Source organism: Pseudocitrobacter faecalis (assembly GCF_965231525.1).
Taxonomy (GTDB): domain Bacteria; phylum Pseudomonadota; class Gammaproteobacteria; order Enterobacterales; family Enterobacteriaceae; genus Pseudocitrobacter; species Pseudocitrobacter faecalis.
Map to the genome: position 1 here is coordinate 3,066,017 of NZ_CBDDNJ010000002.1, position 16,493 is coordinate 3,082,509.

Annotated in this window: 12 protein-coding genes; 5 read left to right on the top strand and 7 right to left on the bottom strand. The window is 56.8% G+C overall.

Annotated elements, in window-relative coordinates; all coding sequences use genetic code 11:
• Positions 1-9: 9 nt before the first annotated feature.
• The gene (gene entE / locus ACOXYR_RS15270; protein ID WP_421356101.1) at positions 10-1,620 is read right to left on the bottom strand and encodes a (2,3-dihydroxybenzoyl)adenylate synthase EntE; all 1,611 of its coding nucleotides are present in this window, start codon (positions 1,618-1,620) and stop codon (positions 10-12) included.
• A 9-nt stretch (positions 1,621-1,629) separates the two neighbouring features.
• Positions 1,630-2,805 carry an isochorismate synthase EntC gene (gene entC, locus ACOXYR_RS15275; protein WP_421356102.1) on the bottom strand — a complete coding sequence of 392 codons (1,176 nt, stop codon included), beginning with the start codon at positions 2,803-2,805 and terminating at the stop codon, positions 1,630-1,632.
• Between the two features lie 247 nt (positions 2,806-3,052).
• Between entC and fepB the strand changes: the two genes are divergently transcribed.
• Positions 3,053-4,018, top strand: a complete 966-nt coding sequence (gene fepB, locus ACOXYR_RS15280) for a Fe2+-enterobactin ABC transporter substrate-binding protein (protein ID WP_350435733.1) — start codon at positions 3,053-3,055, stop codon at positions 4,016-4,018.
• Between the two features lie 84 nt (positions 4,019-4,102).
• Here the strand turns inward: fepB and entS are convergent, their stop codons facing one another.
• Complete coding sequence (entS, locus tag ACOXYR_RS15285; protein ID WP_421356103.1) at positions 4,103-5,344, bottom strand: enterobactin transporter EntS; 1,242 nt, start codon at positions 5,342-5,344, stop codon at positions 4,103-4,105.
• 112 nt (positions 5,345-5,456) lie between these two features.
• Here entS and fepD point away from each other — a divergent pair, with 112 nt between their 5' ends.
• From fepD to fepC, 3 genes are read left to right on the top strand one after another with little or no spacing between them, the layout of a single operon-like run.
• Complete coding sequence (gene fepD / locus ACOXYR_RS15290) at positions 5,457-6,464, top strand: Fe(3+)-siderophore ABC transporter permease (RefSeq protein ID WP_421356104.1); 1,008 nt, start codon at positions 5,457-5,459, stop codon at positions 6,462-6,464.
• Positions 6,461-7,453, top strand: coding sequence for an iron-enterobactin ABC transporter permease (gene fepG / locus ACOXYR_RS15295; protein ID WP_350435732.1), 993 nt, complete (start codon positions 6,461-6,463; stop codon positions 7,451-7,453). Before fepD ends, fepG begins: the two co-directional genes overlap by 4 nt.
• Positions 7,450-8,253: an iron-enterobactin ABC transporter ATP-binding protein gene (gene fepC / locus ACOXYR_RS15300; protein ID WP_108473970.1), complete on the top strand. Its 804-nt coding sequence runs from the start codon at positions 7,450-7,452 to the stop codon at positions 8,251-8,253. The genes fepG and fepC overlap by 4 nt, the downstream gene beginning before the upstream one ends.
• A gap of 82 nt (positions 8,254-8,335) precedes the next feature.
• Here the strand turns inward: fepC and wzz(fepE) are convergent, their stop codons facing one another.
• Positions 8,336-9,472, bottom strand: a complete 1,137-nt coding sequence (gene wzz(fepE) / locus ACOXYR_RS15305; RefSeq protein ID WP_108473971.1) for an LPS O-antigen length regulator Wzz(fepE) — start codon at positions 9,470-9,472, stop codon at positions 8,336-8,338.
• Between the two features lie 409 nt (positions 9,473-9,881).
• On the opposite strand from wzz(fepE), the gene waaB reads away from it, so the two are divergent.
• Positions 9,882-11,021: a lipopolysaccharide 1,6-galactosyltransferase gene (gene waaB, locus ACOXYR_RS15310; RefSeq protein ID WP_421356105.1), complete on the top strand. Its 1,140-nt coding sequence runs from the start codon at positions 9,882-9,884 to the stop codon at positions 11,019-11,021.
• 29 nt (positions 11,022-11,050) lie between these two features.
• Here waaB and entF read toward each other — a convergent pair whose 3' ends face one another.
• Genes entF through fes form a run of 3 tightly spaced genes read right to left on the bottom strand, consistent with a single transcriptional unit; the run spans position 11,051 to position 16,385 of the window.
• The gene (gene entF, locus ACOXYR_RS15315) at positions 11,051-14,926 is read right to left on the bottom strand and encodes an enterobactin non-ribosomal peptide synthetase EntF (RefSeq protein ID WP_421356106.1); all 3,876 of its coding nucleotides are present in this window, start codon (positions 14,924-14,926) and stop codon (positions 11,051-11,053) included.
• Positions 14,923-15,141 (bottom strand): MbtH family protein, encoded by a 219-nt coding sequence (locus ACOXYR_RS15320; protein ID WP_108473974.1) that lies wholly within the window; start codon positions 15,139-15,141, stop codon positions 14,923-14,925. Before ACOXYR_RS15320 ends, entF begins: the two co-directional genes overlap by 4 nt.
• A 29-nt stretch (positions 15,142-15,170) precedes the next feature.
• On the bottom strand, positions 15,171-16,385 hold the full coding sequence (fes, locus tag ACOXYR_RS15325; protein WP_407732309.1) for an enterochelin esterase: 1,215 nt from the start codon (positions 16,383-16,385) through the stop codon (positions 15,171-15,173).
• Between the last annotated feature and the right edge of the window lie 108 nt (positions 16,386-16,493).

The window sequence follows — 16,493 nt, forward strand, 5'->3', positions numbered from 1 at the left end:
TTCTCTCCTTCAGCCCAGCGCGCGGGAAGCCAGCCACTGACGCAGTTGTTTTTTATCGACTTTACCGACGTGGGTCAGCGGCAGTTCATCTACACACTCGACGCGATCCGGCAGTTTAAAATCAGCAACGCCCTGCTCACGCAGGAAACGACGAACCTGAACGGCGCGCAGGGGTTCTTTCACCACCAGATACGCGCAGCTTTTTTCGCCCATCAGCTCGTCTTCCATACTGACCAGCGCGGCGTGGACAACCGACTCATGCTTGAGAAGCAGGTTTTCTATCTCTTCGGCAGCGATCTTCTCACCGCCGCGGTTGATCTGATCTTTTTCGCGTCCCTGCACGGTGATGTAACCGTCTTCATCAATGGAGATGAGATCGCCGGAACCATAGAAACCGTTAGCATCAAAGGCGCTGGCGTTGTGCTGCGGGCTTTTGTAGTAGCCACGGAAGGTATACGGGCCACGCGTCATCAGCCGCCCTACTTCGCCACGCGGCAGCGGTTCGCCGTTTTCATCGGCAACCCACACTTCATCGTCAGGGCACATCGGGCGGCCCTGGGTATTGATGATGCGCTCCAGAGAATCATCCAGCCGGGTGTAGTTCACCAACCCTTCCGCCATGCCGAACACCTGCTGTAGCTGACAGCCAATCTCTGCCGGAATACGTGCGGCAAGCGTAGCGGAAAGCCGCGCCCCGCCCACCTGCAGCAGCTTCAGCGAACGCAATGGCGCATTGCTGCCCCACTCGGTGATGGCCTGTAGCCACAGGCTGACGGCAGGCGGTACCAGTGCCGCCACGTTAACCTGATGCTTTTCAATCAGCGGGAAACAGAGTGTCGCGCTCGGATCGGCGGCCAGTACGACGGTGCCTTCGGCCAGGAACACGCCCAGCGCGCCCGGCGAGCTCATCACATAGTTATGCGCCGACGGAATCGCGCATAAGAAGCGGGTTTCCGGGCTGAAATGGCAAATTTCATCACTGCGGCGAATACTGTAGTAGTAGTCGTTGTGCGTGCGCGGAATCAGCTTCGGCGTACCGGTGCTGCCGCCGGAAAGCTGGAAGAACGCCACTTCATCGGCGGGCGTTGGCGTGGCGGTAAAGTTATCCGCCGCCTGGGTTAGCGCGGCATCGAGTGAGTGCTCACCTTCCCCACCGCGCAGCAGCACCACGCGTATTGACGGATGGTTTTCGATAAAGGTGTTCAGGAAACTGTCATCGGCGAATAACGCGTGGTCGCGATCGGCAATCAGCAGTGACGGTTCGATTTGATCGGCATAGGCGTTAAGTTCGGTGCGCTGATGGCTGAAGAGTGCGTTAACCGGCGCGACGCCAATTCGCAGCAGCGCAAACAGTGTCATATAGAACTCGACGATATTACCGAGCTGCACCAACGCCGTTTCGCCCTGCTTCAGCCCCTGACGCTGAAGCGCCGAGGCCAGGTTATCGACTGCCTGATTAAGCTGGCGATAGGTGATTTCACGAGAGCCATCGATAACCGCAACGGCATCGCTATTCGCGTGGCGGGTTAAAATATCGGTCAGTGGCAGATCCTGCCAGTAGCCTTTTTCACGATAGCGTGCCGCCAGTTCGGCTGGCCAGCGGGTAAATTCCACAGACATCGTTGCTCCTTAGTGCAAACCAAAAACGTTCAACATGGTGGAAAGCTTCACGCCCGTTTCACGCCACTCCGCTTCGGGAGAGGAAGCTGGCACAATGCCGGCTCCGGCAAACAGACGTACTTTGTTCGCATTCACTTCAGCGCAGCGGATAGTGACCACCCACTCGCCGTTTCCTTCGGCATCACACCAGCCCATAATGCCGCCGAACAGGTCGCGTTCAAAAGGCTCCAGTTCGGCGATAATGCGTTTCGCCGCCAGATGCGGGAAACCGCTCAGGGCAGGCGTCGGGTGCAGCAGGCATGCCAGCGAAAGTGCGTTCTCAGCCGGGTTCGCCTCGCCTTCAATCGGCGTCGCCAGATGCCAGAGCGTTGGCGTGGTAATCAGTTGCGGGGTTTCCGGCAGTGACAACGCGCGGCTACGCGGGGCCAGCGTGGCTTTCATCGCCTGGGTCACCAGTTCGTGTTCGTGGCGATCTTTTTCCGATGCCAGCAGCTTGTTGCCCGCTTCCCTGTCCAGTACGTCATCCGGTTGACGACGCGCGGAACCGGCCAGCGGCAGAGAGCTGAAATGGCTCCCCTCTTTACGCAGCAGCAGTTCAGGGCTGGCGCCCAGTAACACCCCGCCGTTTTCCAGCGGGACATGGAAGTTAAAGCTCGCCGGGTTTTGTGCGACCAGACGCTCCAGCAGTACGCCACTATCCAGCGGGCGGTCGGTGGCGATTTCAATCAAACGGGAAAGCACGACCTTATCGACCTGCGGCGTGGCGGTCAGCGCCGCGGCGCGGGCAACCATCTCCATAAACACCTGCTGCTGCGGAATTTCGCGGCGCTCGGTGACGCCAACCGGCGAGGCCGATGCGATATAGCGTGCAGAGTGCTGCTTCCCGGTGCGCGAGAAAGATTGCCACTGTTTCGGGATAAAGAGTGAAGAGGGTTGGTTGGTATCGAAGGGGATCGCGCCGACCATCACAGGTTTTTCGATCCCCGCCGCTTTCGCCTCGGCAAATGCGGCGGCAAGTTGTTGCTGGAAAGGACTGTTCAGGGCATCGCCACCTGCCGCCGGGCAGGAAAAACGACGAAAACAACCGGTGGCAGTAAAGCTCCGGTAAGGCGACATAAAGAAGAAGTTATCCGCGCAGAGTGTTTCTTGCTGCTCGTTCGTATCCACAGCCAGTGACGTTTCCATATCATCCTCCAAAAAACGATAAAGATATTACGAATAATTATCATTTATATTTTCGGTCGGTAACCTAAAAGTAAATGCTCCGTATGTCAACAGCCCGGGGTAGTAAGTTGTGCGCAATAGACGGCTTTGCAGCGCAAGTGCGCAATACCCCGCGCTTTTTACGGTATTTCTTCATAGACTTGCATCAGGCAGGCACAATGATTGAAAATGAGAAGCATTCACCACATCATAAACAGGATACTGCGTTGTGAACTTTCCTACTCTGCCCCACAAATTGTTGCTGTTATGCTTTGTCAGCCTTTTAGGACTATCCTCAGCCACTGCCGCCGACTGGCCGCGCCAGGTTAGCGATAGCCGTGGCACAATCACGCTTGAACACAAGCCGGAACGGATTGTCTCCACCAGCGTCACCCTTACCGGTTCACTGCTGGCGATTGATGCGCCAGTGATTGCCAGCGGGGCCACCACGCCGAACAACCGCGTGGCCGACAGTCAGGGTTTCCTGCGCCAGTGGAGCGATGTGGCGAAGCAGCGCAAACTGGCGCGCCTCTATATTGGCGAACCCAGCGCTGAAGCCGTCGCCGCACAAATGCCGGATTTAATTCTCATCAGCGCCACCGGTGGTGACTCGGCGCTTGCGCTCTACGACCAGCTTTCCCCTATCGCCCCGACGCTTATCATCAACTATGACGATAAAAGTTGGCAGGAACTGCTGACGCAGCTTGGACACATCACCGGCCAGGAAAAAGCTGCCAGCGCGCGCATTGCAAGCTTTGATAAAAAACTCGCCGAGGTGAAACAGCACATCACCCTGCCGCCACAGCCAGTCAGCGCGATGGTATACACCGCGGCGGCACACAGCGCGAACCTGTGGACGCCGGAGTCTGCACAGGGCAAGCTGCTGGAACAACTGGGCTTTAAACTGGCGACGCTGCCCGAAGGTCTGCACGCCAGCCAGAGTCAGGGAAAACGTCACGATATTATTCAACTTGGCGGGGAAAATCTGGCAACGGGTCTGAACGGTAAAAGTCTGTTCCTGTTTGCGGGCGACCAGAAAGATAGCGACGCTATCTATGCCAACCCGCTGCTTTCCCATCTGCCTGCGGTACAGCAAAAGCATGTTTATGCGTTGGGTACCGAAACCTTCCGCCTGGACTACTACAGCGCGATGCTGGTGCTGGAGCGGTTGTCTGCGCTGTTTAGCGCGAAGTAACGTTTTGCCGGATGCGGCGCGTTGCGCCTTATCCGGTCTACCGACATTCGCAGGGGTTGCCGGCCGCAACGGTCACAGGTCGATTTACCCTTCAACAATCACCGGCTGCTGGCGGAAACGTCGCAGCTCGGTTAACAAGCCAAGCAGGATCACGCCAACAATCGCCAGTGCCCAACCGCTGGCGCTGGCCGACGCAACCGGCGTCAGAATGGCCCCTAATCCGCCAAGCAACGCCGCGCCAATGGCATCGCCCGTCACGTTCTGCGCCGTCCATAATCCGTTGATACGCCCGAGCATCGCTTCCGGCGTTTGCGTCTGAATCAAGGTGTACTGCAACAGCGAGCTAATTGCGCTCAACCAGCCGAACAGCGCCAGACACACCACGCCCATTGCCCACACGGGCATTAACGCGAACAGGCCAATCGCCACGAACGCCGCCACGGTGGACACCAGCATGATGCGCCCAGGGCGCTCATGGCGCGCCAGATTACCGCTGGTCAGCGCGCCAAACGCCGCACCCAGCGGGATCGCCGCATACAGCAGGCCAATCTGCGCCGCCGACATCTGCCAGTTAAGCGCAAGCGCCGGATAAAGCACGCGCACCGCACTCGCCATGGTCAGCAAACCGCCCAGCAGGGCAATGCCGCCAATCAACGGGCTGGCGAGCAGAAAGCGGAAGCCCGCCACCAGCGAGGCCAGCGGATGTTCCCGCTGCTGCGGCGGAGGGGGTAATTGCGGCAGGCGCAGCAGGGTCAACGTGGTAATAAAGGTGCCCAGCGCCGCCAGCAGGTAGTTCCAGGAGACACCGCCGGATGCCAGCAGCAGGCCGCCTACCATCGGTGAAATCACCGAACCCAGACGTACCGTCAGCATGGTGATTGCCCCGGCTTGCATTAAATTCTCGCGCCCGACCAGCACCGGCGTCGCCGCCAGCAACGCCGTTACGCCAAGCGAGGCAAAGAAGCCATCCCATAAGCCCAGCAGATAAATCGCAATCAGCGAGGGTTCCGGCAGCAGGGCATTCAGCCACAGACCAATAAAACCGATGCCGCAGGTGCCACGCGCCAGCAGAATCAGCTTGCGGCGCTCGTACCGGTCGGCCAGCACACCGCCGACCATCAGGCCGATAAACATCGCCCCGCCGGTGAGTGTGACCGAAAGCCCCACCTGCCAGGTGGAATGGGTCATCATTTGGATTTGGACTGGAACGGCTACGCCGAGGAGCCCCAGAGAGAGAATAGAGATAAATCGGGCGATAAAGACGGCACGAAAGGCCGGATGCGTTTTGAGCAGGCTAAGGTTCAGCAGCCAGGATTGTCGATTCATTACAGCGCCTTGATGCTTTTTTTTCATACCATTTTCGTGGGCGCACATGCTAACATAAACGAATAAGATAGATAACGATAATTACTATCATTATCAACTTCAGGGATGTGTTATGTCGTTTTCCACTACCGCGCTACGCGCCTTTGCGCTGCCCGGTTTATTTTTGCTGCTCCTCCTCGCAGTAACACTCAGCTTACTTATCGGCGCGAAAGCGCTTCCTGTGTCCGTGGTCGTCGATGCCTTTAGCGGAACCTGTCAGAGTGCGGACTGCACTATCGTGCTTGATGCCCGTCTACCCCGAACGCTGGCAGGATTACTGGTAGGGGGGGCGCTGGGCCTGGCCGGGGCATTGATGCAAACGCTCACCCGCAACCCGCTGGCTGACCCCGGCCTGCTCGGCGTCAACGCCGGGGCCAGTTTTGCCATCGTGCTGGGCGCGGCGCTACTCGGTATTGCCTCACCGGAACAGCAGCTGGTAATGGCCTTTTGTGGCGCGTTTGTAGCGTCATTGATTGTGGCCTTTACCGGCAGCCAGGGCGGCGGCCAGTTGAGCCCGGTTCGCCTGACGCTGGCGGGTGTCGCGCTGGCGGCAGTGCTGGAAGGCTTAACCAGCGGCATCGCTCTCCTCAACCCGGACGTTTATGACCAACTGCGTTTCTGGCAGGCGGGATCGCTGGATATCCGCACCTTTACCACGCTGAAAGTGGTGCTGGGCCCCGTACTTATTGCCGGTATCGCTTCCCTGATGCTCAGCCGCGCGCTGAACAGCCTGAGCCTCGGCACTGACACCGCCACCGCGCTCGGCAGTAAAGTGGCGCGTACACAAATTTTCGGCCTGTTGATCATCACCGTACTGTGCGGTAGCGCCACGGCGGTTGTCGGCCCGATTGCCTTTATTGGCCTGATGATGCCGCATATTTCTCGCTGGTTGGTCGGGGCCGATCACCGGAGATCGCTGCCTGTGACGTTACTGGCAACCCCTTCCCTGCTGCTGTTCGCCGATATTATTGGCCGCTTAATCGTGCCCGGTGAGATGCGCGTCTCGGTAGTCAGCGCGTTTATCGGTGCGCCGGTGCTTATCTTCCTGGTACGACGTCAGCGCGCGGGAGGTGGTCGATGATTGCCCCGTCTCGCCGTTTAGTCGCGACCTGTCTGCTGCTGGCTGCCGCTTGTCTGCTGGTGATGATCTGGAGTCTTCGCAGCGGCGCGGTCACGCTGGAGTTTAGCCAGGTGCTTTCCGCCCTGTTGGGCGATGCTCCGCGCGCTATCACCATGGTGGTGACCGAATGGCGTTTGCCCCGCGTGGTCATGGCGCTGGTGATTGGCGCAGCGCTCGGCGTCAGCGGCGCTATTTTTCAGTCACTGATGCGCAATCCGCTCGGCAGCCCTGATGTGATGGGCTTTAATACCGGCGCATGGAGCGGCGTGCTGGTCGCTATGGTGTTCTTCGATCAGCACCTTACCGCCATTGCGGTCGCCGCGATGGTGGGCGGTATTCTGACCGCGCTGATTGTCTGGCTGCTGTCCTGGCGCGACGGCATTGATACTTTCAGGCTTATCATCATCGGTATCGGCGTGCGAGCAATGTTGGTAGCCTTCAATACCTGGCTGCTGCTACGCGCGTCGCTGGAAACCGCGATCTCTGCCGGGCTGTGGTATGCGGGCTCACTCAACGGTCTGACCTGGGCAAAAGCCTGGCCGTCGGTGCCGATTATTATCGTGATGTTGGTCTGCGCCGCTCTGCTGGTGCGCCGCCTGCGGCTACTGGAGATGGGCGATGACACCGCCTGCGCGCTTGGCGTTCGCGTAGAATATTCGCGCCTGCTGATGATGTTTGTTGCCGTCATCCTGACGGCGGCGTCCACCGCGCTGGCAGGGCCGATCTCCTTCATTGCGCTGGTCGCACCGCATATCGCCCGCCGTCTCAGCGGCACTGCGCGCTGGGGTCTGATGCAGGCAGCACTGTGCGGCGCACTGCTGCTGGCCGCCGCCGATTTCTGCGCGCAGCAATTGTTCCAGCCATACCAGCTTCCGGTCGGCGTCGTCACCGTAAGCCTGGGCGGTATTTACCTTATTGTGTTGCTTATTCAGGAGTCCCGCAAAAAATGACCGTTTCTCAGCCCCGTTTGCGCGGTGAACAGTTAACGCTGGCCTATGGTAAAAAGACGATTGCGGAAGATCTTAACGTCACCATTCCCGATGGCCATTTCACCGCGATTATTGGCCCCAACGGCTGCGGAAAATCGACCCTTTTACGTACGCTCAGCCGTTTGATGACGCCCACGCAAGGGCATGTTTTTCTCGATGGCGAACATATTCAGCATTATGCCAGTAAGGAAGTCGCGCGCCGCATTGGGTTACTGGCGCAAAATGCCACCACGCCGGGCGATATCACCGTGCAGGAACTGGTAGCACGCGGACGTTATCCGCATCAGCCGCTGTTCACTCGCTGGCGTGAGGAGGATGAACGCGCGGTGGCGAAGGCGATGCAGGCCACGGGGGTGACCAATCTCGCCAGCCAAAGCGTCGACACACTGTCGGGCGGTCAACGTCAGCGCGTGTGGATAGCGATGGTGCTGGCGCAGGAAACGGCCATTATGCTGCTGGATGAGCCGACCACCTGGCTTGATATCAGCCATCAAATCGACCTGCTGGAACTGCTGAGCGAACTCAATCGTCAACAGGGTTACACGCTGGCGGCGGTACTTCACGACCTGAACCAGGCCTGCCGTTACGCCACCCATTTGATTGCACTGAAGGAAGGAAAGATTGTCGCGGAGGGCGCACCGGGCAAGATTGTCAGCGCAGAACTTATTGAGCAGGTTTACGGTTTAAAATGCATGATCATTGAAGACCCGGTTGCCGGCACACCGTTGGTGGTGCCGCTTGGACGAACCGGGCGTGCCTGATATTTGCCCGGTGGCGCTACGCTTACCGGGCCTACGTGAGTGGCCGGATAAGGCGCTACACGCCGCATCCGGCAAATGCTCATTAGGCTAATTGCTCCTCCAGGGGAGTCGCTTCTTCAAGCTTGCGAGAAAGCATTGCATTTTGCAGCAGCACCGCACCGCAACCCACCATGCCTCCCACCAGCCCGGCCAGCAGAATGATCAACGCTTTACCCGGGCCATCTTTCTTCACTGGCAATGATGGTGTGAGCTGATATTTAAACGGCTCGAACGACACATCGGAGATATTCAGCGCAGTTAACTGCTGAACATGATATTGCAGGTTACGCAGGTCACCATTAATATCCGCAAGATCCGTTACGCCCTTTTCAATCTGCAGTTTTTTCGCAATACCATCGGCACCTAATGCAATAGAGAAATCAGGATCGTCTTTAACCGCCTGGCCATTGCTGTATACCGGTTTTGCAATACCCGCTGCGGTCGCAATCTCCAGTGAATAGTGCAGACGATTAATCTTCGCATCGAGCTGATTCTTTAATTTTATCAGCTCCAGTGCCAGTTTTTCTTTCTCAAAATGGGTTTTAATATCGAGACGGTTACGCATATCGTCCAGCGTCTCTTTCACCACAATTGCCGAGATATAATCGATATAGCCCTTGAGAACCTTCTGTGCTTCTTCCGGGTTTGGGCCGGTAAAGCTCAGCGTCCAGGAGGTGAATAACGCAGGCTCATTCTTCTTACCGAAGTTGTTATCTACCGCTTTCATTTTATCGCTCAGGCCAACAATGGCCCGGTGCAGATCCAGCGGGTCAATTTCAGCCCCTTTCAGCTGATCCATAATCACCGGCGATGTGCGCAGATACTCTTCCAGTAGCGAAAGTGAATTAAATTTCTTAATAAACTGGGTGAACACCTCGGACTTTTTGACGCTCACATCAACATCCAGCACGCGTAATGCCACCAGCGTCTTCTCAAGCTCCTGCCACTGGCTCGGTTCGGCGGTGGTGATCACCGCCTGGCTGGTCCATTTTTGCGGCATCAGGAACGACGCTAATAGTCCTACCACGGCAAATCCGAACGCGATTGCAATAATGCGTGTTTTCGCGCGCCATAAAATATCCACCAGGTGGAGCAAATCAATTTCTTTACTGTTTGAAGAGAGAGCTGGATAGGAAGAGAAGTCTGAATCTTTGTTAGGTTTTATATTGATTGATGACATGCTGTATGTCCTGCAGCGGTTCTGATAGATAACATCCCGACAACATAATACCAGAACTTCAGATTATTCCTACTCTAAATTGCCTATATTGTAAGCACGCTACCAATAATGGCAGGAAAACCGGGCTCGATGTTACTGCTATGTAACAAAACCGCACTCCCTCAAATAAAATGCATTCGAATAATTCATATCGATAATAATGCATCAAGAACAGTTGCCACTCTCAAATAATCAGACCTGCAATAACCCGTGATCACGATCACATTTTGACAGTTCCACTCCCCTTCCGGAAATATTCCAAATTGAGCCCTATTTTGAGCAAAGTTAAAATTAGTCTAAGACTGCCAGTCTCCTTTCAGCTATTTCATTAACAGCATCATCACAATAAGGTTCAAGTGGATAAAAAATAATGAAAATAGTATTTATTGGTGAAGCTATTTCAGGTTTTGGCGGAATGGAAACGGTGATTCGCAATGTCATCAAGACATTAAGCGCCGAACCGTTCTCCGCGCAATGTAAAATATTTTTTACCTGTCGCAAGAATGACATGGATAAGAAATGGCTTAAAGACATTGATGTACATTACTCCATTTCGACTATCAAAATTTCATCTTTACGCAGAGCGAAACACCTTCGCGCCCTGCGTGGCTGGCTTGCTGATGAACAGCCCGACGTGGTTATCGCTATCGACCCACTATCATGCTTCTATGCCAGTAAGGCGCGCTTAAAAATTAACGGCCACTTTACGCTATTTTCCTGGCCACATTTTTCGCTGGACCATAAAAAGCACGCAAAATATATCACCTGCGCCGATGAGCATCTGGCTATTAGCTGCGGCATCCGCCAGCAGATGATTAAGCGAGGCGTACCCGAAAAGAATATTCACGTCATCTATAATCCAACGGATAAAACGCCGATCATTATTCCCGCCCATAATCAGGAGGATATTCCAACCTTTATCTATGTTGGGAGATTAAAATTCGAAGGGCAGAAACGGGTTAAAGATTTACTCGACGGTTTATCCCGCGTACCCGGACGCTGGAAATTACATGTGATCGGTGACGGCTCTGACAGAGATCGCTGCAAAACATATGCCCAGGAGTTATGTATTGCGAATCGAATTACCTGGCATGGCTGGCAGGCACAACCGTGGAAAGTGGTGCAGGAAGAGATAGGCCAGGTGACGGCACTGCTGCTGACCTCCTCTTTTGAAGGATTCCCCATGACGCTGCTGGAAGCGATGGCGCGGGGTATTCCCTGCATCAGTGCAGACTGTGTCTCCGGGCCGGGCGATATCATCATTCCCGGAGTGAATGGTTGCCTCTATCCGCCAGGCGAACGGGCAGAACTTTCAGCGCTTATTTCAGCCATGATAAACGGTGAGATAACGTTCGACCATACGGCAATTCCGGCCACCATCGAAGCATTTTACGCAGATAATTACTATCGCAGATTAAGTGACATTCTGTGTTCTCGCTCCCTTACGCCTTCTCTTTCGTTTCAGGAAAGCAAAAAGAAGCGCACGAGACTGACTACCGCACTGAACTGATGCCCTCCCCCGAAAGGGAGGGTCAGCGGTTATTGTTTGCCAAGGATATGCTTCAGAACCGGGCCAATCGCCACAAACGCCTGCGGCGAGATAATATCGACGTGGGCGCAATCCTGACGATAGACTTCCAGCTCACCGACCCACGGAGCCCAGGCCTGCTGCGGATCCATGCCTTCCGGTAGCGTGCGTTCAGCGACAAACAGCGTCGCCCTGCCATCGAACCGGGCGCTATGCGCGGTGGTCAGTAACCTCACCGCATCGGCATAGTTGCCTTCGATAGCGGTAAACAGTTCACCAGAGGTTTGCCCTTGTTGAGCGGCGAGAAACGCCTCGCGCTCGCGGGCGATTTCAGCCAGCACTTCCGGATCCAGACCGTTGGCTTCTTTTTCCGACCAGTTTTGCGTTTCCGGCGGCCAGGTATCGAGTAAGCCCAGGAATGCCACCGCTTCACCGCGTGCACGCAGCCGCGCGGCAATGCCTTGCGCCAGCGTGCCGCCCAGCGAATACCCGAACAGATAGTACGGCCCATGCGGTTGCTGCGCCAGCAGCGTAGCAAGATGATGGTCGCAAACCTCGTCCAGTGTCGCGGCATGCTGCATCGGCCCTTCCGGGCGCGGCGACTGGATACCGGTAATCGACCAGTTTTCTGGCAGATAGCGCGCCAGCACGCTGAATTGCCAGGAAAAACCCGAGGCCGGATGGAAGCAAAACAGCGTTGGCCCATGGCTTTCACGCAGCGGAAGCAGCGTCTCATAGCCCAGGCGCTGCGCCTGTTCGTCATTTTCAGCCTCCAGCAGCGCGCTGAGTTTGCTCACCGTAGAGGCCACCATCACCTGCCCCGGCGTCACCTGACGCCCGGTTTCCTGACTCAACTGGGCGGCAAGGCGCATCGCCAGCAGCGAATGTCCGCCCAGCGCGAAGAAATCCGCTTCCACATCCGTAATCTCGCAACCGAGCAGCACGCTGAACGCCTGCGCCACCAGCGTTTCCGTGCCTGCCAATGGCGGGCGGCTTTGCGTGCTTACGGTCAGTTGCGGCAGCGGTAAGGCTTTACGATCGAGCTTCCCGTTAGCGCTCAGCGGCAGAGAATCCAGTTGAAGCAGCACGACCGGTACCATATGCGGCGGCAATTGTTCACGTAGCTGCGCCAATAAAGCGTCACGATCCAGCGGTAAACCCGATTCTGACACCAGATAACCGACCAGCTGACGTGCGTCGCCGCCGGTGGCTGCCGCCTGATTGATGACGCAGGCATGGGTGACCGCCTGCGCCACATCCGGCAAGATTTGCATTACGCGGTCAATTTCCCCCAACTCAATACGCTGGCCGCGAATTTTCAGCTGATCGTCACTGCGTCCCAGATACTCCACCGCACCGTTTTCCAGCCAGCGTGCGACATCCCCGGTGCGATACATACGCTCACCCGGTGCAAACGGATCGGCAATAAAGCGGCTGGCGGTGAGATCGGGTCGCCCCAGATAGCCTTGCGCCAGTTGAATGCCGGTCAGATAAAGATCGCCCGCAATTCCCATCGGAACCGGGCGCATCATTGCATCAAGAATGCGTAATCCGGTATTCCACACCGGATAACCAATCGGCACGCTATTTCCGGTGGTATTCGCCAGTTCCTTGCCAAACGCCGGATACCAGCTCACGTCCACGGCGGCTTCCGTCGGGCCATACAGATTATGCAACGGGGCGTGCGTAAGCTGTTCCCACTCGCGGCAAAGCTGTGCAGGCAGCGCTTCGCCGCTACAGAACACGTGCTTCAGCGTACGGCAACAACGTGCCGTCTCCGGCGTCAGCGAGGCCACAAACGCCGCCAGCATCGACGGGACAAAGTGTGTGGTGGTGATGCCATATTCTGCGAAGAATTGCTGCATCGCCTGCGGATCGCGGTGAGCTTCCGGCTCAGCCATCACCAGTTTCGCACCGGCGATAAACGGCCACCAGAATTCCCAGACCGAGACATCAAAACTGCACGGTGTTTTCTGCGCAACCACATCATCAGCCGTCAGCGGATAGTGATTCTGCATCCACAACAGACGGTTGACGATGGCTTCATGTCCGACCATCACACCTTTTGGTCTGCCAGTAGAACCTGAAGTAAAGATGATATAGGCCGTCTGTTGCGGCGTAGTCAGGCCCAATGGTTCACAGCCATCCACCGGCAACGGTTCGTTGTAGCAAAGGCTTTCAATGTTCGGGAAACGATCACGCTGATCGGCTGAAGTGATCAGCAGTTTCGGTTTCGCATCTTCCAGCATCATGTGCAGGCGATCGTCCGGGTAGCCCGTATCAAGCGGCAGCCATGCGGCCCCGGCTTCCACGATCCCGTGCAACGCCAGCGTCAGGAACACAGAACGCGGCAGCGCCACTGCGACACTGTCGCCCGGCTGAACACCATGAGCGCGTAATAACCGCGCAAGTGCCAGCGTCTGCTCGCGCAATTCACGATAGCTAAACTGATAACGTGCGTCCGCCAGCGCCGGGGCATCTGGCGTTTTTGCCGCCTGCTCCGCCACCAGCGAATTCAGCGTAGCCGCCGGGATCGCATGCGCGGTGTCGTTAATTTTTTCTAACTGCGCGTACTCGTCGTCAGAGAGCAAATCCGCATCGCCGCAGGCTAACGCCGGGTTATCCGCGAATTGCTGCAATAAAGCACTGAGGCGTGCAATGTGGCGTGTAAGCGTCGGCTCGTCATAGCGATGCTGGTTTGCCAGCACTTCCAGCGTCAGGCCGCCCGACTCATCCGGGAACAGCGCCAGTTCCAGATCATTCACCGGGCCGGTCGCCAGCGTATGGGTCGTCGCCTGTACATCGGTGAAGGCCAGATGGTAATCAAATACTTTGACGTTAAAGACCGGGCCAAACAGCGGTTCATCGCCCGCCGCGCGACCGCTGTCGCGCACAATCTGCTCGGCATCGTAACGTTGATGACGACGCATTTTCTTCAGCTGCCCGGAAAGGCGTACCGCCAGCTCTGCCAGCGTTTCTTTTCCATTCAGGGTGACGGAGAGCGGCAACACATTCAGCACCGGCCCGGTGGCGGTTAACGCCGCCGATCCCATACGACGCATAAAAATAAACCCAGCGGCAAAGTCGCTGCGCCCGCATAAACGCCCAAGCCAGAGCGCGCTCAATGCCAGCGCCAGATCGGCGCGCTGGCACTGCGGCGCCGAGGCCGCCAGACGTGAAAACGCGTGGCGATCGGCGGTCAGTTTTAGCCGCCAGATATCGGTGGTTTCCGCGCGACCTGGCAGCGGAACGGGAGAGAGTGATATCGGTGACGGCAGCGATTGACGCTGCTCGCGCCAGAACGCGCCGTCACGCTGATACGCCTCGCTTTCCCGATAGCGCTGGTATTCCTCCACCACCTCAGCAAACGGGGTAAATGGCGATGCTGGCGTCGGTTCGCCCTGCTGCCAGGCGCGGTAAATTTCGCTGATTTGGCGGGTAATTGCCGGGAAACTGAAGCCATCTACCAGCAAATGATGATAACGCTGATACCAGTACCAGCGTCGATCACCGACGCGATAAAGCTGATGACACAGCAGCGGATTACCGCTGTCCAGACGCAGGTTTTGCGCCAGATCGGCCTGCATCAGGTGCATTGCGGCCTGGTGCGGGTCGTCATCCGCGCGAAGATCGTGTATGTCAGGCGTTGTGAACGTCAGGCTGTCGTCAACCTGCTGCCACGGCTCGCCGTTGTCCTCGCCAAAACGCATACGTAACGTATCGGCCTGATTCACCCCGGCGACAATCGCGCGCGCCAGCAGTTCGCCATCCACTTCGCCTTCAAGCTCAACATAATGCGCCACGCTCCAGGCATTGGGTAACGTTGAGAGTTTTTCCGCCATCCAGATCCCCGGTTGGGCGGCGACTAACGGTAAACGCGGGCTCATGCGGCCCCCTTTTCAGAGGCATAGTGCGACGGGGTAAGCGTTGACCAGTTATCCGTGAGCCAGGCATTGCAGGCGTCAATAGATTGCGGCTCACTCATCACGCGCCAGCCCGCAGGTAGCGCGCACTGGGCAGGCCATAGACTAAACTGCTGCTGTTCATTTTGCAGAAGATAAAACAGCCCCTGCACATCGTCGAAGGGGTTACTAACTTGCATACCAAACTCCTGTCGTTAATCGTGCTTTGCTAGTCGGCGTGAACCAAAGGTTCCCAGAGCGTTATCAGCCCCGCGGTTAACCCGCCACGCCAGCAAAGCGCATCATGCCCGCCGTCAACCTGACGCCAGAAAATCGACTGCTGTGTTTGCTGTAGTTGTGATAAGAGCGCCTTATTGGCGCGAAAGATAATCGGCTCGCGTACGCCGGCTTCCAGCACGATGCGCAAGGCTGCTGGCTGTATCTCACCGCTTTTGAGGCGTTGTAAAATCAGTCCTTCTTCATGCCCACCGCGATGCGGCCACCAGTACGATCCCGACTGGCTTAATATGCAGCCAAAACGCTCCGGCCAGTAAAGCCCGGCGTAGAGCGATGAGAGGCCGCCGAAACTCTGCCCGGCCACCACGGTGCGATCGGCGCGATCGCTAAACGGCGCGATGGCCTGAACTTGTGGCAGGAGTTCCTGCTGTACCGCCTGCCAGAACGTCGGGTTACACGGCAGTTCTACGCTGCGGTGCGCATTGTCGATCACGTCGATCAACAGATAGACCGCCGGAGGCAGTTTTCCAGCCTGGGTTAACGCCGTCAGCGCCGGCCACACGGGCATGCTTTCCGCCCAGAACTGACCATCCAGCAGCACCGCCAGCGGCCTGTCGGAATCATTCTCGTCACCGGTAGTAAAAATCCACGCTCGCCGGGTGTTATTCAGGATCGTGCTATGCCATTCAATACACTGCGGCGCGTTCCAGTGCGCCGCAGGCGCCGTCCATCCCGGCTGTTCCGGGGCATTGGGCATCTCCAGCGCCGAGACCGCATGGCCGCGTCCGCCCTTCCAGCTTTGGGGATTTAACGGATCCGCCACCGCACGTGGCAAGAGCTTGCGCCAGCCTTCGCGCAGCAACGCACGATCCGGCACGCTTTGGCTAAAGATCGCTGCCGGAAAATCATCTTCGCGTTCAGAAGGGGCAAAGCAGTAGCTTCCCCGCCAGGTGGCAGGCAGCGTCGTTTGCCAGAACCAGGCATCCGTATCAGGCAGGCGTTCCAGCGTTTGTGGCGCGGAGTTGTGGTGATGATCGGTGACGCCGGTGATGTAAATCCACACCCGACGAACAGGGGATGTTTGCGCGGTGCCCTCGGGATCGCGCCACCAGAATGTGACCTGATAGCGATCGCCAACGCGTTCATATTGTGGGCCTTTTATCGTCGCCCACCAGGCATCGCTTCCTGTTGCTAACTTCTCCGTCACGTTAACCCCATGTTTAGTGTGGAATTTTTTGTTACATGTAAAAATCTATTGATAATATTATTGATAACTATTTGCATTTGCAATAACGTATTGGCGCGCAAGAGATGT